This window comes from Mycobacterium sp. ACS4331, from assembly GCF_001667265.1.
In the GTDB taxonomy this organism is placed as follows: Bacteria; Actinomycetota; Actinomycetes; order Mycobacteriales; family Mycobacteriaceae; genus Mycobacterium.
The window spans coordinates 1-19,229 of sequence record NZ_LZHW01000004.1; the positions used below are offsets into that span (position 1 = coordinate 1).

Below are 19,229 nucleotides of genomic sequence, written 5' to 3' on the forward strand. Positions count from 1 at the left end.
CCCCCCCGCCCCCTCAGCCCCCCCCCCCCACCCCCCCGACACCCCCCCCACCCCGCCCCCCCCCCCCCCCCCCCCTCCACCCCCCCCCCCCCCCCCCCCCCCCGCCCCCCCCCCCCCCGGGGGGGGGGGCCCCGACTGCTGTCCTGCAACGGCGCGGGTCGAGCGTGGGGGGTCAGCCGGGGACGAGGCCCTCGTCGGGTTCCGGGCCGAACACGAACCGCCGGCCCGAGATCTCGGTCGGGGTGACCCGGACGAACCGCAGCTTGAGGGTCGCGATCCACGGATACAGCCCGGCCCTCTCGGCGTCCTCGATCTCCTCGGCGCCATAGAGCACCTCGGCGGTGCCGCGGACGATGACACTCCAACCGCCGGCCACGTTGTGATCGTCGGCCTCGAACAGCACCTGGTCGTTCATCACCGTGCCGAACAGTTTGGTGCCCTCCGCACTGCGGAACAGGATCGTCCGGCGTTGCACCACATAGTTGACCGGAAAGATCTCCGCCCGGCCCCCGATGGTGGTGACGAGCCGACCCAGGTGGACGCCGGACAACAGATCCCAGCTCTCGTCCTCGGTCAGGGGGACGACGGGTTCGGCTTCTGCAGTCATGCTGCCATTCTCGGGACCGCCGCAGGATTCCGCCAGGGTCGTGCGGCATCTGCGCAAGGCCCTATGACCCCAGACGGGTGAGTGCGCTGGGCTTCGGGTGCCCAACATTCCGAACATCGACAGGATCCAGTGGAACCCGCTGCCGCCCGGACAGGCCAAGAAGGTCTGTCCATGGCACTCACCGCCCGGTCAGTGGATCGGCGGCCCGCACGGAATCCCCTGCACCTGACTCACTTCCGCCGCGGTGGCCGAACCCGGGTGGACACACTGAAGCGGTTCCAGGAGTTGATCACGGTGATCAGCGCGATCACGTGCGCCAACTCCTCCTCGGTGAACACCTCGGCGGCGCGCGTGTACACCGCGTCCGAGACGTGGCCGCCGCGGGTCAGGTCGGTCATCTCCTCGGTCAGCGCGAGCGCGGCCTGCTCCTTCTCTGTGAACAGTGACCCGGCCTCCTCCCAGGCCGACAGCAGGTAGATCCGCTGCTCGGTCTCGCCCTGCTTACGGGCGTCGTGGCTGTGCATGTCGAGGCAGAACGCGCAGTGGTTCAGCTGCGATGCCCTGATCTTGATCAACTCGGCGAGTGTGGGATCGACTCCCTTGGTGGCGGCGGCGCTGAAGTTCAGCATCGCCTCGTACACCTCGGGGACGACCCGGTTGAGTTGGATGCGCGAAACGGCTTCTGTGGATTCCAGGACTGTGGTCATGATTCGACGGTAGGCCCGAAAAGGCCTCCGTTCATGGTTCAATTCAGCGGTGATTTCGCGGGCCAATTCGGCCGGTTACGACCTGCACCTTGATCTCCGCGAAGCCGTCGCTCCCGGCACCAGGGGTGTGCGCGATACCCTGCTGACCTCGCTGCGGGAGGCCGTGCGGTCCGGGCGATTGGCTCCCGGCACCCGCCTGCCACCCTCCCGGGCGCTGGCCACCGATCTCGGGGTCGCCCGCAACACCGTCGCCGAGGTCTACTCCGAGCTGGTGGCCGAAGGGTGGCTGGCCTCCCGCCAGGGCTCGGGAACCTGGGTGGTGAACCAGTCCCACACCCCGTCGACGCCTCGGCCTCGGGGGGCGCCGCCGACGCCGCGGCACAACCTGCTGCCCGGTTCACCTGATGTCGCGGAGTTTCCGCGTGCGGCGTGGATCGCCTCGACCCGGCGGGCACTGAACAACGCGCCCACCGAGGCCCTGCGGATGGGCGATCCCCGCGGCCGCGTCGAACTGCGCCGTGCACTGGCCGAATACCTCGCCCGCGCCCGCGGGGCACGGGTGTCACCCGAGAACGTGGTGATCACCGCGGGCACCCGGCATTCGCTGCAGATCCTGACCCGGATGTTCGGTCCCGCCGCACGCATTGCGGTCGAGGCCTACGGACTGTTCCTGTTCCGGGACTGCATCGCCGAGGCGGGGGGTTCCACCACGCCCCTCGGCTTCGACGAAATGGGTGTTGCGGTAACCGATCTGGATTCCCTGAGCACGCCGGCGGTGCTGGTGACTCCGGCCCATCACTTCCCGCACGGGGTGCCGCTGCACCCCACCCGGCGCACGGCGATCGTGGACTGGGCGCACCGCAGCGGAGGCTACGTGCTCGAGGACGACTACGACGGCGAGTTCCGGTACGACCGGCAGCCCATCGGCGCCCTTCAGAGCCTGGCACCGGAGCGGGTGGTCTATCTGGGATCCGCGAGCAAGAGCCTGAGTCCGGTGCTTCGCCTCGGTTGGATGGTGCTGCCGGCCGATCTGGTGGACCCCGCCGTGGCCGCGGCGGGCGGTGAGCAGTGGATGGTCAACGGCATCACGCAACTGACCATGGCTGACTTCATCGCAACGGCCAACTACGACAAGCACATTCGCCGTATGCGCACCGAATACCGCCGCCGCCGCGACGCACTGGTGTCCCGCCTGGCGCCGTTCGAACCCGCAGTCACCGTCAGCGGCCTGTCGGCTGGGCTGCACCTGCTTCTGCTGCTGCCGGACGGCGCGGAGGCCGAGATGCTGCGGCGCGCAGGCGAGGCCGGCGTCGGCATCGCGAGCCTGTCGCGGCTTCGACATCCGCTGGCAGACAACGACGTTCCCCGACCCGACGGCGTCGTGGTGAACTTCGGGACGCCCGCCCAACACGCCTTCCCGAGCGCGGTCGATGCTCTGTGCGACGTGCTCGCCCAGACGATCCACTGACGTCCAGCAGGCTCAGCTGAGCGTCTCCAACTCGGCGGCCAGATTCTCCCGCGCCGCCCGCTCCCACCGTTCCCGGGCCGTGGCCGTGCGGTAGAGATGTGGCTCGGCCAGCAGTGCTCTGATGACACGGGCACGCCCCGCCCGAAAATCCGCCTCGGGCACGTGCGCGTACTCCGCACGCACCGCGGCCGAATTGCGCTGATAGTCCGCACGTGGCAGGGCGAGCACCGCAAGGTCCGCGTCCGAGAGCACCGCGCCGTTGCTGTCCCCCGCGACCGGGTTGTGCTCGACGGTCATCCGGATCAGCCGGGCCACCTCCGCCACGAACGCGGCGGGCAGGCCCAGCGCCGACAGTGCCTTCTCCGCCATGACCGCGCTGAGCTCCTCGTCGTCGGCCCTCCCGGCGTAGACCGCATCGTGGTACCAGGCGGCCAGACGGACCGCGGCCGGATCCTCCGCCAGGTGCTCGAGGTCGTCGATGGCGCTCAGCACACCACGCAGGTGCGCGAGGTCGTGGTAGTGCCGGTGGGGTTCGGCCCAGCATTCCAGCAGCACCTGACCGGCCGCGTCGACGTCGGGCGACGCTGTGAGCGGAGCCAGCAGCGCCCGCCACGCCCGAACCAGATCCTCCACGCATCCATTCTTGCAACACCGGGGTCGTAAGCTTCCCGCGATGGCCGAGACAGCTTCCGATGACACCCGCCTGAGCCTGAAGACCCAGGTGCTGCGCTTCCTGCTCACCGGAGGGCTGTCGGCGATCGTCGACTTCGGGCTCTACATCGCGCTGCTGGCGCTCGGCCTGCACGTCAACGTGGCAAAGACGCTGAGTTTCATCGCGGGCACCACCACGGCGTACCTCATCAACCGTCGATGGACGTTCCAGGCACCGCCCAGCCGCGCCCGGTTCATCGCGGTCATGGTCCTCTACGCGCTCACCTACGCCGTCCAGGTCGGCATCAACTACCTCTTCTATCTCAAGTTCGCGGGTCAGCCGTGGCAGGTGCCGGTCGCCTTCGTCATCGCGCAGGGCACCGCCACGGTCATCAACTTTGTGGTCCAGCGAGCGGTGATCTTCCGCCTGCGCTGACGGTGGGGAATCTCGGCGGGCGTGGACTGACGAGTGCGCGCGGTACCCTTGCCAGCGATGTCCACCCTCACGACGCAGCGCCTCACGGGCTGGGGACGCACCGCTCCCTCAGTGGCCCAGGTGCTGTCCACCCCAGATCCCGCGGAGATCGCGAACGCGGTCACACAGGCCGCCGAAGCCTCCGGCCGCGGCGTCATCGCCCGCGGCTTGGGGCGGTCCTACGGCGACAACGCCCAGAACGGCGGCGGTCTGGTCGTCGACATGACTGCGCTGCACACCATCCACTCGATCAGCTCAGACACCGCGATGGTCGACGTCGACGCCGGCGTCAACCTCGACCAGTTGATGAAGGCCGCACTGCCGTTCGGACTGTGGGTGCCGGTGCTGCCGGGCACCCGGCAGGTCACCGTCGGCGGGGCGATCGCCTGCGACATCCACGGCAAGAACCATCACAGCGCCGGCAGCTTCGGCAACCACGTGCGCTCGATCGACCTGCTGACGGCCTCCGGCGAGATCCTGCACCTGACCCCGGACGGCGAGCACGCCGACATCTTCTGGGCCACCGTGGGCGGCAACGGCCTGACCGGCATCATCCTCCGCGCCACGATCGAGATGACCCGCACTGAGACCGCGTACTTCATCGCCGACGGCGACGTCACCGCGAGCCTCGAGCAGACCATCGCCTTCCACAGCGACGGCAGCGAGGCCAACTACACCTATTCCAGTGCCTGGTTCGACGCCATCAGTGCGCCGCCGAAGCTCGGCCGCGCGGCCATCTCACGCGGGTCGCTGGCCAAGCTCGACCAGCTGCCCGCCAAGTTGGCGCGCAATCCACTGAAATTCGATGCGCCACAACTGCTCACGCTGCCCGACATGTTTCCCAACGGGCTGGCCAACAAATACACGTTCGGCCCCATCGGCGAACTCTGGTACCGGAAGTCGGGGACCTACCGCAACAAGGTGCAGAACCTGACGCAGTTCTATCACCCGCTGGACATGTTCGGGGAGTGGAACCGGGCGTACGGACCCGCCGGTTTCCTGCAGTACCAGTTCGTGGTGCCGACGGAGGCCGTCGAGGAGTTCAAGCGCATCATCGGTGACATCCAGGGTTCCGGGCACTACTCGTTCCTCAATGTGTTCAAGCTCTTCGGGCCGGGAAACCAAGCGCCGCTGAGCTTTCCGATCCCGGGCTGGAACGTGTGCGTTGACTTCCCGATCAAGGCCGGACTGAACGAATTCGTGCACGAACTCGACCGCAGGGTCCTGGAGTTCGGCGGACGCCTCTACACCGCCAAGGACTCCCGGACCACCGCCGAGACCTTCCACGCCATGTACCCGCGCATCGACGAGTGGATCAAGGTGCGCCGCAGTGTCGACCCCGACGGGGTCTTCATGTCCGACATGGCCCGACGTTTGGAGCTTCAGTAGATGGTGTTCGACGCCGTGGGCAACCCACAGACGATTCTGCTGCTCGGAGGCACCTCCGAGATCGGCCTGGCGATCTGCGAGCGGTACCTGAAGAATCAGCCGGCCCGCATCGTGCTGGCGGCACTGCCCGACGACCCGGGCCGCGAGGCCGCCGTCGCACAGATGCAGGCCGCGGGTGCCAAATCCGTGGAACTGATCGACTTCGACGCCGTCGACACCGAGAGCCATCCCGGCGTCATCGACGCCGCGTGGGCCGACCACGAGGTTGACGTCGCCATCGTCGCGTTCGGCCTGCTCGGTGACGCCGAGGAACTGTGGCAGAACCAGCGCAAGGCCGTGCAGATCGCTGAGATCAACTACACCGCAGCGGTTTCCGTCGGCGTTCTGGTTGGCGAGAAGATGCGCGCCCAGGGACACGGGCAGATCATCGCGATGAGCTCGGCCGCCGGCGAGCGGGTGCGGCGGTCCAACTTCGTCTACGGCTCCACCAAGGCCGGACTCGACGGGTTCTACCTGGGGCTCGGGGAGGCGCTGCGCGAGTACGGCGTTCGCGTGCTTGTGATCCGCCCGGGTCAGGTGCGCACGCGGATGAGCGCGCACGTCAAGGAGGCGCCGCTGACCGTGGACAAGGAGTACGTCGCCGATCTTGCGGTCACCGCGTCCGCCAAGGGCAAGGATCTGGTCTGGGCGCCGGGTGCGTTCCGCTACGTGATGATGATCCTGCGCCACATTCCCCGTCCCATCTTCCGCAAGCTGCCCATCTGACATGAAGAGCGCGCTTTCGAGCGCCGGCCGCATGCTGCTGGCGACGGCGATCGCCGTCGTCGTCTGCGCGCTGGCGCTGATCGCGATCAGCCGTGTCGAGTGGCCCGCCTTCCCGTCGAGCAATCAACTGCATGCGCTGACCACGGTCGGTCAGTTCGGCTGCCTGGCGGCGCTGCTCGCCGCCGGCTGGCTGTGGCGCCGCGGCAGGCGCGTCGTCGCGCAGTTGACCGCGGTCGTCTTTCTGGCCGCGTTCGTCGTCGCGACCCTGGGCATGCCGCTGGGGGCCACCAAGCTGTATCTGTTCGGGATCTCGGTCGATCAGCAGTTCCGCACCGAGTACCTGACCCGGCTGACCGACAGCCCAGCGCTGCGCGATATGACCTACGCGGGCCTGCCGCCGTTCTACCCGCCGGGCTGGTTCTGGCTCGGGGGCCGCGCGGCCGCGCTGACCGGGACTCCCGGCTGGGAGATGTACAAGCCGTGGGCCATCACCTCGATCGCGATCGCGGTCGTGCTGGCCTTCGTGCTGTGGAGCGCGCTGGTGCGCTTCGAGTACGCCCTGATCGTCACGATCACCACGGCCGCGGTGACCCTGGCCTATGCCTCCCCCGAGCCCTACAGCGCGATCGTCACGGTTCTGCTGCCGCCGGTGCTGGTGCTGGCGTGGTCGGGCCTGAGGGCCGGTGAACGCGGAGGGGGTTGGGCCGCGATCGTCGGCGTCGGGGTGTTCCTCGGCGTGACGGCGACGTTCTACACGCTGCTGCTCGGCCTTGCCGCGCTGACCGTGACCGTGATGGCCGTGGTGGTCGCGATCGCCCGGCGCAGTGTCGACCCGCTGGTCAGGCTGGCTGTCGCCGGCGTGATCGCGCTTGCGATCGCCGCGATCACCTGGCTTCCGTTCGTGCTGCGCGCGCTGCGCGACCCCCTGTCGGACACCGGCAGCGCCCAGCACTACCTGCCCGCGGACGGCGCGGTGCTGACGTTCCCCATGCTGCAGTTCTCGCTGCTCGGAGCGCTCTGCATGCTCGGCACGATCTGGCTGATCGTCCGGGCGAGGTCGTCGGTGCGGGCCGGTGCACTGGCGATCGGCGTGCTGACGGTCTACCTGTGGTCGCTGCTGTCCATGCTGACCACGCTGGCCGGCACCACCCTGCTGTCGTTCCGGCTGCAGCCGACCCTGACCGCGCTGCTGGCCGCGGCCGGCGCGTTCGGGTTCATCGAGTTCACCCTCGCCGCGGCCGCCCGGTGGAATCGCGCGCTGATCCCCGTCGCGGCCGTCGTCGGGATCGCCGGCGGCATGGCGTTCAGCCAGGACATCCCGGACACGCTGCGCCCCGACCTGGCCGTGGCCTACACCGACACCGACGGCTACGGGCAGCGCGGAGACCGCAGGCCGCCCGCCTCGGAGAAGTACTACGCCGAGATCGACTCCGCGATCGTCGAGGCCACCGGACGGCCCCGCGACGAGACCGTGGTGCTGACCGCGGACTACAGCTTCCTGTCGTTCTACCCGTACCTCGGCTTCCAGGGCCTGACCTCGCACTACGCCAACCCGCTGGCGCAGTTCGACGACCGCGCGGCGGCGATCGAGTCGTGGTCTGATCTCGACGACGCCGAGGCCTTCGTCAAGGCCCTCGACGAGCTGCCGTGGGAGGCGCCGACGGTGTTCCTGATGCGCCGCGGTGCGGGCACGGGGTCGGGGAGCACCTACACGCTGCGCCTAGCCGAGGATGTGTACCCGAATCAGCCCAACGTGCGGCGCTACACCGTGGAACTGGATTCCGCGTTGTTCGACGAACCGCACTTCACCACACAGACCATCGGACCGTTCGTGCTGGCGATCAGGAACCAGCGCTGATGGCCACAATGCAGCGGCAATTACCATCTAGGTCCGTGGATGACGGGGCACCCAAGTATCGAGTGGCGCGCAACGTCGCCGTTCTCGCCGGTCTGCTCGGCGTCCTGCTGGCCATCGCCACGCCGTTCCTGCCGGTCAAGCAGACCACCGCGGAACTGAACTGGCCGCAGAACGGCGAGTTCAGCAGCGTCACCGCACCACTGATCTCCTACGTCCCGACCGACCTGGAGATCAGCGTGCCTTGCCAGGTCGCGGCCGGACTGACGGGCAATCGCACGGTGCTGTTGTCCACCGTGCCCAAGCAGGCCCCCAAGGCCGTCGACCGCGGCCTGCTGATCGAACGCGCCAACGGCAACCTCAACGTCGTGGTGCGCAACACCCCGGTCGTCGTCGCACCGATGAGCGCGGTGCTCAGCCCACAGTGCGAGCGGTTGACGTTCACCGCGCACGCCGACAAGGTCACCGCGGAGTTCGTCGGCCTGACCCAGGCGCAGGGCATCGACTCCACGCCCGACGAGCCGGACGCGCCGCTGGCCGGGGAGCGCGGCGGCTACGACTTCCGGCCCCAGATCGTCGGCGTCTTCACCGACCTGACGGGTCCCGCCCCGCCGGGCCTGAGCCTGTCGGCCACCATCGACTCCCGCTACAGCACCGCCCCGACGCCCCTCAAGCTCGTCGTGATGATCCTCGGCCTGGTGATGACCGTGGCCGCGCTGATCGCACTGCACGTGCTGGACACCGCCGACGGCGTCCGGCACCGCCGGTTCCTGCCGTCGCGCTGGTGGTCGCTGTCGGGTCTGGACGCCCTGGTGGCGGCGGTGCTGGTGTGGTGGCACTTCGTCGGCGCCAACACCTCCGACGACGGCTACATCCTGACCATGGCCCGGGTGTCGGAGAACGCCGGCTACATGGCCAACTACTACCGCTGGTTCGGCACGCCGGAGGCACCGTTCGGCTGGTACTACGACCTGCTGGCGCTGTGGTCACACGTCAGCACGGCCAGCATCTGGATGCGGCTGCCCACACTGCTGATGGCGCTGGCCTGCTGGTGGGTGATCAGCCGCGAGGTCATCCCCCGTCTGGGTGCGGCGGTCAAGCACAGCACGGCCGCCTGCTGGACCGCGGCCGGCATGTTCCTGGCGTTCTGGCTGCCCCTGAACAACGGGCTGCGTCCGGAACCGATCATCGCCCTCGGCATCCTGCTGACCTGGTGCTCGGTCGAGCGCGCGGTCGCCACGAGCCGGCTGCTGCCGGTCGCCGTCGCCTGCATCATCGGCGCGTTGACGCTGTTCTCGGGCCCGACCGGCATCGCGTCGATCGGCGCGCTGCTGGTGGCCATCGGCCCGCTGCGGACCATCCTGCGCCGCCGCTCCGGCCAGTTCGGCCTGCTGCCGCTGCTGGCGCCACTGGCCGCCGCGGTCACCGTCACCGCGATCCTGATCTTCCGCGACCAGACGTTCGCCGCCGAGATCCAGGCGAGCTCGTTCAAGTCGCTGATCGGACCGAGCCTGAGCTGGTTCGACGAGCACACCCGCTACGAGCGGCTGTTCCTGGCCACCCCCGACGGTTCGGTGGCCCGGCGCTTCGCGGTGCTGGCGCTGCTGGCGGCCCTCGGCGTCTCCATCGCGATGTCACTGCGCAAGGGCCGGATTCCGGGCACCGCCGCCGGCCCCAGCCTGCGCATCATCGGCATCACGATCATCTCGTTCCTGGCGCTGATGCTCACGCCCACCAAGTGGACCCACCACTTCGGGGTGTTCGCGGGCCTGGCCGGTTCGCTCGGCGCACTGGCCGCCGTGGCGGTGACCGCCTACGCCATGAAGTCGCGGCGCAACCGGACGATCTTCGGCGCCGTCGTGCTGTTCGTCATGGCGCTGTCGTTCGCCAGCGTCAACGGCTGGTGGTACGTCTCGAACTTCGGTGTGCCGTGGTCGAACGAGTTCCCCGAGTGGCGCTTCGGCTTCACGACGTTCCTGCTCGGGCTGTCGCTGCTGACGCTGATCCTGGCCGTGTACTTCCATTTCTCCGCGCGTGGTGACACACCGTGGCGGTCCACCCGGGCGGGACGAATCCTGCACTCGCCGTTGGCGCTGGCGGCCTGGGCGCTGGTGATCTTCGAGGTGCTGTCACTGACGCTGGGGATGACCGCGCAGTACCCGGCGTGGTCGGTGGGCCGATCCAACCTCGACGCACTGACCGGCAGAACGTGCGGGCTGGCCGACGACGTGATGGTCGAACAGGATCCCAACGTCGGTCTGCTGTCCCCGGTGGACGTACCAGTCGGTGAAGCACTGGGATCAGTGACGTCAATCGGCTTCTCGCCCAACGGGATCCCGTCCGACGTATCCCCGGACGCGGTGTCCGACCAACCGGGCAGCGACAACTTCGCCAACACCGACGCGAACGACGACACCGAAAGCGAGCCCGGCACCGAGGGCGGGACGACGGCGGCCGCCGGGGCCAACGGCTCCCGGGCCCGGCTGCCCTACGGCCTGGATCCCGCGCGTACTCCGGTGCTCGGCAGCTGGCGGGCGGGTGTCCAGCAGCCCGCCGTGATGCGCTCGGCGTGGTACCGGCTTCCCCCCCGCGACGAGGCGGGTCCCCTGCTGGTGGTCTCGGCCGCCGGACGCTTCGATCCGGGTGAAGTGGTGGTGCAGTGGGCCACCGACGAGCAGGCCGAGCAGAACAAGCCCGGCGGATCGGTCGGCTTCGCCGACGTCGGCGGGGCGCCGTCCTGGCGCAACCTGCGCGCGCCGCTGGCCGCCATTCCGCGCGAGGCCACCCAGATCCGGATCGCGGCCACCGACGACGACCTGGCCCCACAGCACTGGATCGCGGTGACACCGCCGCGCATCCCTCAACTGCAGACGCTGCAGACCGTGGTCGGCTCGCAGGACCCGGTGATGCTGGACTGGCTGGTGGGCCTCGCGTTCCCGTGCCAGCGTCCGTTCGGGCACCGCAACGGCGTCACCGAGGTGCCCAAGTGGCGCATCCTGCCCGACCGCTTCGGCGCCGAGGCCAACTCGCCCGTCATGGACTACCTGGGCGGAGGCCCGCTGGGCATCACCGAACTGCTGTTCCGCGCCGAGTCCGTGCCCACGTATCTGCAGGGCGACTGGTTCCGGGACTGGGGTTCGCTGCAGCGCCTGGTGCAGTTCTATCCGGGCGCCACCCCCGCGCACATCGACCTCGGGTCGGCGGAGCGCAGCGGACTGTGGAGTCCGGCGCCTCTGCGCCCGTCGTAGCCCCCCGATTGCGCCCAAACGAACGCATGGGCGAAGAAGTGCGAGAGGAACTCGCCATTGCGTCGATTTCGGCGCGCGGGAGTCAACGCGTCGTAACCCCGCACAGGCCCGTCGCATACCATCGACCCTCGTGCCAGACCTCCGCATCGCCCGCCTGATCGCTGTCGTCGCGGGCATCGCCGGGGTGCTGCTGTGCGGACTCGTTCCGCTCCTGCCGGTGAAGCAGACCACCGCCACCATCACGTGGCCGCAGGCCCCCGCCGCCGACGGCAACGTCAGCGATCTCACTGCTCCTCTGGTCTCCGGCGCGCCCCTGGCCCTCGACGTCTCCATTCCCTGCCGCGCCGTGGCGAGCCTGCCCGCCAACGGCGGGGTGGTGTTCTCCACGGTGCCCGCCGCCGGCATCGACGCCAGCCGCAACGGCCTGTTCGTACGCGCCAACGCCGAAACCGTGTTCGTGGCCTTCCGCGACTCCGTGGCCGCCGCCGCACCGCGGGAACAGGTGGACTCCGGGGCCTGCAGCACGCTGCACATCTGGGCCAACCTGGGCGGGGTCGGCGCGGACTTCGTCGGCATCCCCGGTGCCGTCGGCACCCTGCCGATCGAGAAGAAGCCGCAGGTCGCCGGCCTGTTCACCGACCTGAAGGTCCCCGCGGAGCCCGGCTTGAGCGCGCGTGTCGACGTCGACACCCGCTTCATCAGCTCACCCACGACGATCAAGCTGCTCGCGATGGTCCTCGGCGTGGTGTGCGTGGTGGGTTCGATCGTCGCGCTGGCACTGCTGGACCGGCGCTCAGGACGGCGCGTCGCCCACGCGTGGCGGCGCTTCGCGCGCGTCGGTGTGGCCACCTGGCTGGCCGACGTCGGGGTGATCGGCACCCTGCTGCTGTGGCACCTGATCGGCGCGACGTCGTCGGACGACGGCTACAACACGACCATTGCGCGGATCTCCGACGAAGCCGGCTACAGCGCCAACTACTACCGCTATTTCGGTGCCACCGAGGCCCCGTTCGACTGGTATCAGTCGGTGTTGGCCCAGCTCGCCGGGATCAGCACGCACGGTGTGTGGCTGCGCCTGCCCGCCACCCTGGCCGGCATCGCCACCTGGCTGATCCTGTCCCGCTGGGCGCTGCCGCGGCTGGGCCGGGCGCTGGCCGTCAACCGCGTCACGGTGTGGACCGGCGGCGCGGTGTTCCTGGCCGCCTGGCTGCCGTTCAACAACGGCCTGCGGCCCGAACCGCTGATCGCGCTCGGCGCGCTGGCGACCTGGGCGCTGGTCGAGAACGCCATCGGCACTCGCCGACTGTGGCCCGCGGCGGTCGCGATCATCGTCGCGGTGTTCAGCGTCACGCTCGCGCCGCAGGGCCTGATCGCGGTGGCCCCGCTGCTGGTCGGGGCCCGGGCGGTGGCCCGCGTGATCGGCGGCCGCCGGCCGGTCGACGGGCTCCTGGCGCAGGTCGCACCGCTGGTCGCGGCGCTGTCGCTGATCTTCGTCGTGATCTTCCGGGACCAGACCCTGGCGACCGTCGCCGAATCGGCCCGCATCAAGTACGTCGTGGGCCCAACCATCGCCTGGTATCAGGACTTCCTGCGGTACTACTTCCTGACCGTCGAGGAGAGCGTCGACGGTTCCATGACCCGGCGCTTCGCGGTCCTGATTCTGCTGCTGTGCCTGTTCGGCATGCTGACCGTGCTGCTGCGGCGCGGCGGGGTGCCGGGCGCGGCCAACGGCCCGGTCTGGCGGCTGATCGGCAGCACCGCGGTCGGCCTGCTGCTGCTGACCTTCACCCCGACCAAGTGGGCGATCCAGTTCGGCGCGTTCGCCGGGTTGGCGGGTGCGCTGGGCGCCGTCACCGCATTCGCGTTCGCCCGGGTCGGCCTGCACAGCCGGCGCAACCTGGCGCTGTACGTGACCGCGCTGCTGTTCGTGCTGGCCTGGGCCACCTCGGGCATCAACGGGTGGTTCTACACCGGCAACTACGGCGTGCCGTGGTTCGACAAGCAGCCGGTGCTGGCCGGGCAGCCCGTCACGACGATGTTTCTGATGCTGGCGATCCTGACCGGCCTGCTGACCGCATGGCTGCACTTCCGGATCGACTACGCGGGCCACACCGAGGTCAAGAACACCCGCCGCAACCGCGTACTGGCCTCGACACCGCTGCTGGTGGTCGCGGTCATCATGGTGGTGCTCGAGGTCGGGTCGATGGCCAAGGGCTTCGTCCAGCGCTACCCCGTCTACACCACCGCCAAGGCCAACGTCTCGGCGCTGACCAACGCCGACAGCTGCGCGATGGCCGACGACGTCCTGGTCGAGCCCGACACCAACGCCGGGCTGCTCGTACCGGTCCCGGGCCAGAGGTTCGGCGAGTACGGACCGCTCGGCGGCGAGGACCCGGTCGGATTCACCCCCAACGGCGTCAACGAGACGCTGGAACCCGCCGAACCGGTCGTCGGCAACCCCGGCACGGTGAACTCCGATGGTCCGCCGGACAAACCGAACATCGGCGTCGGTTACGCGGCGGGCACCGGCGGCGGCTACGGACCGGAGGGGGTCAACGGCTCCCGGGTGTTCCTGCCGTTCGGCCTGGATCCGCAGCGCACCCCGGTGATGGGCAGCTATGGCGAGAACACCGTGGCCGCCAAGGCGACCTCGGTCTGGTACGAGCTGCCCGCCCGCACGCCGGAGCGGCCGCTGGTGACGATGGCCGCCGCCGGTGCGATCTGGTCCTACGACGAAGAGGGCGCGTTCAACTACGGGCAGTCGCTCAAGGTGCAGTGGGGCGTGCGCAACCCGGACGGCGGCTTCACGGCCCTGTCCGAGAGCCAGCCCATCGACGTCATCCCGCAGAAGGCCTGGCGCAACCTGCGCTTCCCGCTCGCCTGGGCGCCGCCGGAGGCCAACGTGGTGCGCGTGGTCGCCGACGATCCCAACCTGTCCGAGGACCAGTGGTTCGCGTTCACCCCGCCGCGGGTGCCCGTCCTGGAGACCGCCAGCGCCTTCCTCGGGTCGCAGACCCCGGTGCTGATGGACATCGCCACAGCGGCCAACTTCCCCTGTCAGCGTCCGTTCTCCGAGCACCTCGGAGTCGCCGAACTGCCGGAGTACCGGATCTTGCCCAACTTCAAGCAGGTGGTCGTGTCGTCCAACCAGTGGCAGTCCGCCCAGGACGGCGGCCCGTTCCTGTTCATCCAGGCCCTGCTGACCACGTCGACGGTGCCGTCCTATCTGCGTGACGACTGGTATCGAGACTGGGGTTCGATTGAACGGTTCATCCGCGTGGTTCCCGCCGAGCAGGCGCCGAACGCCGTGATCGACACCGGAAGCCAACGGGTGTTCGGCTGGTACCGGACCGGACCGATTCGGGCGCTGCCATGACCGCCGTCACGAGCGCGCCCGCCGCGCGCGACGCGACCCGCGATGTCACCGTGGCCCGCTGGGTCGCGATCGTCGCCGGCCTGATCGGCTTCGTCCTGTCGGTGGCCACCCCGCTGCTGCCGGTGGTGCAGACCACCGCGACGCTGAACTGGCCACAGGGCGGGCAGTTCGGAAACGTCACCGCACCCCTGATCTCGCAGGCGCCGGTGACGCTGACCGCCACGATCCCGTGTGAGGTGATCCGCGATCTGCCGCCGTCGGGCGGCCTGGTGCTGGGCACCGCGCCCGCCAAGGGCAAGCAGGCCGCGCTGAACGCGCTGCTGGTCAACGCGACCGCTCAGCGCGTCGACGTCACCGACCGCAACGTCGTGATCGCCAGCGTGCCCCGTTCCCGGGTGCTGTCACCGGAGTGCCAGCGCATCGAGATCACGTCCTCGGAGGAGGGCACCTACGCCACGTTCGTCGGCCTGAAGAAATCCGACGGCAGCGAGCAGAAGTCCGGGTTCGCCGACCCGAACCTGCGCCCCGCGATCGTCGGCGTGTTCACCGATCTGACCGGCCCGGCCGCTCAGGGCATGTCGTTCTCGGCCGACATCGACACCCGCTTCTCCACCGCGCCGACGCCTCTCAAGCTCGCCGCGATCCTGCTCGCGATCGCCTCCACCGTGATCGCGCTGCTGGCGCTGTGGCGGTTGGACCGCCTCGACGGGCGGCGGATGCAGCGGCTCATCCCGACCCGGTGGCGGACGTTCACCCTGGTCGACGCCACGGTGATCAGCGCCTTCCTGGTCTGGTACATCGGCGGAGCGAACTCGTCGGACGACGGTTACATCCTGGGTATGGCCCGGGTCGCCGACCATGCGGGCTACATGTCGAACTACTTCCGCTGGTTCGGCAGCCCGGAGGACCCCTTCGGCTGGTACTACAACCTGCTGGCGCTCATGACGCACGTCAGCGACGCCAGCATCTGGATCCGGCTGCCCGACCTCGTCTGCTCGCTGATCTGCTGGCTGCTGCTGTCCCGCGAGGTGCTGCCCCGGCTGGGGCCCGCCGTCGTGGCCAGCCGTCCTGCCCTGTGGACGGCCGGACTGGTGCTGCTGGCGGCGTGGATGCCGTTCAACAACGGTCTGCGCCCCGAGGGCCAGATCGCGACCGGCGCACTGATCACCTATGTGCTGATCGAACGGGCCATCAGTTCGGGCCGGCTGACCCCGGCCGCCCTCGGGATCATCACCGCGGCGTTCACGCTCGGCATCCAGCCGACGGGTCTGATCGCGGTCGCGGCACTGGTCGCCGCCGGTCGCCCCATCCTGCGGATCCTGATGCGACGGCGCAGAGTGGTCGGCATCTGGCCGCTGGTCCTGCCGCTGCTGGCGGCCGGAACCGTCGTGCTGACCGTCGTGTTCGCCGACCAGACGCTGGCAACGGTGTTGGAGGCCACCAGAATTCGCACGGCGATCGGGCCGAGCCAGGAGTGGTACACCGAGAACCTGCGCTACTACTACCTGATTCTGCAGACCGTCGACGGCTCGGTGTCGCGCCGGTTCGGCTTCATGATCACCGCGCTGTCGCTGTTCACCGCGATGTTCATCATGTTGCGGCGCAAGCGGGTTCCCGGCGTGGCCCGCGGGCCGGTCTGGCGGTTGATGGGGATCATCTTCGCGACGATCTTCTTCCTGATGTTCACCCCCACCAAGTGGGTGCACCACATGGGCCTGTTCGCGGCCGTGGGTGCGGCGGTGGCCGCCCTGACCACCGTGCTGGTCTCACCGACGGTGCTGCGGTGGGCCCGCAACCGAGTGGCGTTCCTGGCCGCGCTGTCGTTCGTCATGGCGCTGTGCTGGGCGTCGACCAACGGCTGGTGGTACGTCTCGACGTTCGGCGTTCCCTTCAACAACGACGTCCCCGCCATCGGCGGAATCACGCTCAGCACACTGTTCTTCGCGCTGTTCGTCGTCTTCGCCGCATACGCGGCATGGCTGCACTTCGCGCCCCGCGACCGGGGCAACGGGCGGATCACCAACGCGCTGACGGCCGCTCCGATCCCGATTGCGGCGGGGTTCATGGTGGTGGCGTTCATCGCCTCGATGGCGATCGGCGCGGTGCGGCAGTACCCGACCTACTCGAATGCCTGGGCGAACCTGAGGGCCATCAGCGGAGGCTGCGGGATGGCCGATGACGTGCTCGTCGAACCCGACCCCAACGCCGGGTTCCTGACACCGGTGGGCACCGGCTTCGGGCCGCTCGGCGCCCTCGGCGGGGAGAATCCGGTCGGCTTCTCGCCCAACGGGATTCCCGACCACATCGTCGCCGAGTCGATCCGGCTGAACAATCCGAAGCCGGGCAGCGACTACGACTGGGATCAGCCCGTCAAGCTCAGCCGCCCCGGCGTCAACGGTTCCACCGTGCCTCTGCCGTACGGGCTGGATCCGCAGCGGGTGCCCGTGGCCGGCAGCTACGTGCAGGGTCCGCAGCAGCCGAGCACGCTGACCTCGGCGTGGTACCAGCTGCCCGCGCCCGACGATGCCCACCCACTGGTGGTGGTGACCGCCGCCGGCACCATCACCGGAGACAGCGTCGCCAACGCCCGCACCGAGGGGCAGTCCGTGGAGCTCGAGTACGGCCGCACCGGCCCGGACGGCCAACCCGTGCCCGCGGGCCGGTTGACGCCCTACGACGTCGGCCCGACCCCGTCCTGGCGCAACCTGCGCTACCCGCGCAGCCAGATCCCCGCCGACGCGACGTTCGTTCGGGTGGTCGCCGACGACCGCTCTCTGACGCAGGGTGACTGGGTCGCGGTGACGCCGCCGCGCGTGCCGGAACTGCGCTCGGTGCAGGAGTACGTCGGATCGGAGCAGCCCGTGATGATGGACTGGGCGGTGGGACTGGTGTTCCCGTGCCAGCGGCCGATGCTGCACGCCAACGGGGTCACCGAGGTCCCGCGCTTCCGGATCAGCCCGGACTACTACGCCAAGCTGCAGAGCACCGACACCTGGCAGGACGGCATGAACGGCGGCCTTCTCGGTGTCAGCGACCTGCTGTTGCGGGCCCACGTGATGGCCACCTACCTGTCCCGCGACTGGGGTCAGGACTGGGGTTCGCTGCGCAGGTTCGACACCATCGTCGACGCGACGCCCGCCGAGCTCGATCTGGGTGAGGCCACCCGGTCGGGGCTGTGGAAGTCCGGCCACATCCGGATCAAGCCGTGACACTTCTTCGCCCAAACGAACGTTTGGGCGAAGAAGTGCGAGTGGCCGCCGCCATTACGTCGAGTTCGGCGCCAAGAAGGCGAGCGCGCGGGTGGCCGCGTTGTACCCGCACATGCCGTGCCCGCCGGGCCCAGGTGGGGTGGCCGCCGAGCAGATGTACATGCCCGGCACGCCCAGGTCGTAGGGTGCCAGCGTGGTGCGCGGGCCGAACGCCAGCTGGCGGAGATCCTTGGCGCCGGTGTTGATGTCGCCGCCGACATAGTTGGGGTTGTACACCGACATCTCCGTCGTCGAGCGGACGGCCTGCCCGACGATCCGGTCCCGCACACCGGGGGCGAACCGCTCGATCTGGGCGATGATCGCCTCGGTCGCATCCCCTGAATACCCGTTGGGCACATGGGCATACGTCCACACCGGATGCACATCGCCGCAGGAGCGCTGCGGATCGGCCAGATACTGCTGGCCCACCAGGACGAAGGGGCGCTGCGGCATGCGCCCGGCGTTGATGTCGCGTTCGGTCGCCGCGACCTCATCGAAGTCGCCGCCCAGGTGCACGGTGCCGGCCCGGCGAGTGCCCGGATTGGTCCACGGCACTCCGCCTTCGACTGCGAGGTCCACCTTGAACGCGCCGGGCCCGAACCGGAATCGGCGAAACGCGCGCGCCACCCGGCCCGGCAGGCGCTCCCCCAGAATGTCGGCGACGGCGGGGGGTGCGAGGTCGAACATCGTGACATCCGCCGGCGGCAGGTCGCGCGCCGACCGCACCCGCACGCCGGTCTCGATGGTGCCGCCGAGTTCGGTCAGCACCGCCACCAGCGCATGGGTGATCGAGCGCGTTCCGCCCGCCGCCACCGGCCAACCGTGACGGTGCCCCGCGGTGAGGATGCCCAGGCCGATCGCCGAGGTCAGCGGGCGGTGCAGGGGTTGAAAGGTGTGTGCGGCAACGCCTCCGAACAGTGCGCGGGCCTTCGTGGTGCGGAAGACCCGAGCGAACACGGACGCCGGCAGCACCGTCGGCGCCCCGAACCGGGCGAGGGCCAGCGGATGACTCGGCAGCCTCAGCAACGGTCCCATGATGTCGTCGGCCAGCACATCGAACCCCGCCGACGGACCGGCGAACAGCGCCCGCCACCGCCTCCCGTCGGCACCGAGTCCGTCGGCGGTGTGCTCGACGCTGCGGTACAGCAGGCCCGCATCGCCGTCGTCGAGGGGGTGCGCACAGTCGATCTCGGGCCAGCACCACTGCAGGCCATGGTCCTGCAGGTGCAACGAGGCCAGGAACTTCGAACCGACGGCCATCGGATGGAAGGCCGCGCAGTCGTCCTGCAGCAGGCCCGGCAGAATCGTCTCGTGCGAGCGCAGGCCACCGCCGACCTCGTCGGCCGCTTCGAGCACCGTGACCTGCAGGCCAGCGCGCGCCAGGGCGATCGCCGCCGACAGGCCGTTGGGGCCGCTGCCCACGACGGTGGCGGTGGGCAC

12 protein-coding genes are annotated in these 19,229 nt (G+C 69.5%); 8 read left to right on the forward strand and 4 right to left on the reverse strand.

From position 1 onward, the window contains the following. Positions 1 to 172: 172 nt before the first annotated feature. Positions 173 to 607, reverse strand: coding sequence for a pyridoxamine 5'-phosphate oxidase family protein (locus A5727_RS00585; RefSeq protein WP_068242782.1), 435 nt, complete (start codon positions 605 to 607; stop codon positions 173 to 175). A 230-nt stretch (positions 608 to 837) separates the two neighbouring features. Continuing rightward, positions 838 to 1,302: a carboxymuconolactone decarboxylase family protein gene (locus A5727_RS00590; RefSeq protein ID WP_502687643.1), complete on the reverse strand. Its 465-nt coding sequence runs from the start codon at positions 1,300 to 1,302 to the stop codon at positions 838 to 840. Between the two features lie 61 nt (positions 1,303 to 1,363). On the opposite strand from A5727_RS00590, the gene pdxR reads away from it, so the two are divergent. Beyond that, entirely contained in the window at positions 1,364 to 2,782 is a 1,419-nt protein-coding gene (gene pdxR, locus A5727_RS00595; RefSeq protein ID WP_068242788.1) for a MocR-like pyridoxine biosynthesis transcription factor PdxR, read from the forward strand. Positions 2,783 to 2,794: 12 nt separating this feature from the next. Here the strand turns inward: pdxR and A5727_RS00600 are convergent, their stop codons facing one another. Further along, positions 2,795 to 3,415 carry an HD domain-containing protein gene (locus A5727_RS00600; protein WP_068242791.1) on the reverse strand — a complete coding sequence of 207 codons (621 nt, stop codon included), beginning with the start codon at positions 3,413 to 3,415 and terminating at the stop codon, positions 2,795 to 2,797. Positions 3,416 to 3,455: 40 nt separating this feature from the next. On the opposite strand from A5727_RS00600, the gene A5727_RS00605 reads away from it, so the two are divergent. The 7 genes from A5727_RS00605 to A5727_RS00635 all read left to right on the forward strand — a co-directional run bounded on the left by A5727_RS00605 (position 3,456) and on the right by A5727_RS00635 (position 17,750). Then, positions 3,456 to 3,869 carry a GtrA family protein gene (locus tag A5727_RS00605; protein WP_068242794.1) on the forward strand — a complete coding sequence of 138 codons (414 nt, stop codon included), beginning with the start codon at positions 3,456 to 3,458 and terminating at the stop codon, positions 3,867 to 3,869. Between the two features lie 57 nt (positions 3,870 to 3,926). Continuing rightward, positions 3,927 to 5,297: a decaprenylphosphoryl-beta-D-ribose oxidase gene (gene dprE1 / locus A5727_RS00610; RefSeq protein ID WP_068242797.1), complete on the forward strand. Its 1,371-nt coding sequence runs from the start codon at positions 3,927 to 3,929 to the stop codon at positions 5,295 to 5,297. Further along, complete coding sequence (gene dprE2 / locus A5727_RS00615) at positions 5,298 to 6,062, forward strand: decaprenylphospho-beta-D-erythro-pentofuranosid-2-ulose 2-reductase (protein ID WP_068242800.1); 765 nt, start codon at positions 5,298 to 5,300, stop codon at positions 6,060 to 6,062. Position 6,063: 1 nt separating this feature from the next. Beyond that, positions 6,064 to 7,920, forward strand: coding sequence for a galactan 5-O-arabinofuranosyltransferase (locus tag A5727_RS00620; RefSeq protein WP_068242804.1), 1,857 nt, complete (start codon positions 6,064 to 6,066; stop codon positions 7,918 to 7,920). Then, positions 7,920 to 11,165, forward strand: coding sequence for an arabinosyltransferase domain-containing protein (locus tag A5727_RS00625; RefSeq protein WP_068242807.1), 3,246 nt, complete (start codon positions 7,920 to 7,922; stop codon positions 11,163 to 11,165). The genes A5727_RS00620 and A5727_RS00625 overlap by 1 nt, the downstream gene beginning before the upstream one ends. 130 nt (positions 11,166 to 11,295) lie before the next feature. Next, entirely contained in the window at positions 11,296 to 14,541 is a 3,246-nt protein-coding gene (locus tag A5727_RS00630; protein WP_068242810.1) for an arabinosyltransferase domain-containing protein, read from the forward strand. Continuing rightward, complete coding sequence (locus A5727_RS00635) at positions 14,538 to 17,750, forward strand: arabinosyltransferase domain-containing protein (RefSeq protein ID WP_068242813.1); 3,213 nt, start codon at positions 14,538 to 14,540, stop codon at positions 17,748 to 17,750. The genes A5727_RS00630 and A5727_RS00635 overlap by 4 nt, the downstream gene beginning before the upstream one ends. A gap of 54 nt (positions 17,751 to 17,804) precedes the next feature. On the opposite strand, the gene A5727_RS00640 is transcribed toward A5727_RS00635, so the two are convergent. After that, positions 17,805 to 19,229 (reverse strand): phytoene desaturase family protein, encoded by a 1,425-nt coding sequence (locus A5727_RS00640; protein ID WP_068242816.1) that lies wholly within the window; start codon positions 19,227 to 19,229, stop codon positions 17,805 to 17,807.

What these genes read in the sequence shown, in the direction of transcription:
- A5727_RS00585 (WP_068242782.1), bottom strand. Translation starts at nt 607, where the DNA reads ATGACTGCAGAAGCCGAACCCGTCGTCCCCCTGACCGAGGACGAGAGC.
- A5727_RS00605 (WP_068242794.1), top strand. Translation starts at nt 3,456, where the DNA reads ATGGCCGAGACAGCTTCCGATGACACCCGCCTGAGCCTGAAGACCCAG.
- dprE1 (WP_068242797.1), top strand. Translation starts at nt 3,927, where the DNA reads ATGTCCACCCTCACGACGCAGCGCCTCACGGGCTGGGGACGCACCGCT.
- dprE2 (WP_068242800.1), top strand. Translation starts at nt 5,298, where the DNA reads ATGGTGTTCGACGCCGTGGGCAACCCACAGACGATTCTGCTGCTCGGA.
- A5727_RS00620 (WP_068242804.1), top strand. Translation starts at nt 6,064, where the DNA reads ATGAAGAGCGCGCTTTCGAGCGCCGGCCGCATGCTGCTGGCGACGGCG.
- A5727_RS00625 (WP_068242807.1), top strand. Translation starts at nt 7,920, where the DNA reads ATGGCCACAATGCAGCGGCAATTACCATCTAGGTCCGTGGATGACGGG.
- A5727_RS00635 (WP_068242813.1), top strand. Translation starts at nt 14,538, where the DNA reads ATGACCGCCGTCACGAGCGCGCCCGCCGCGCGCGACGCGACCCGCGAT.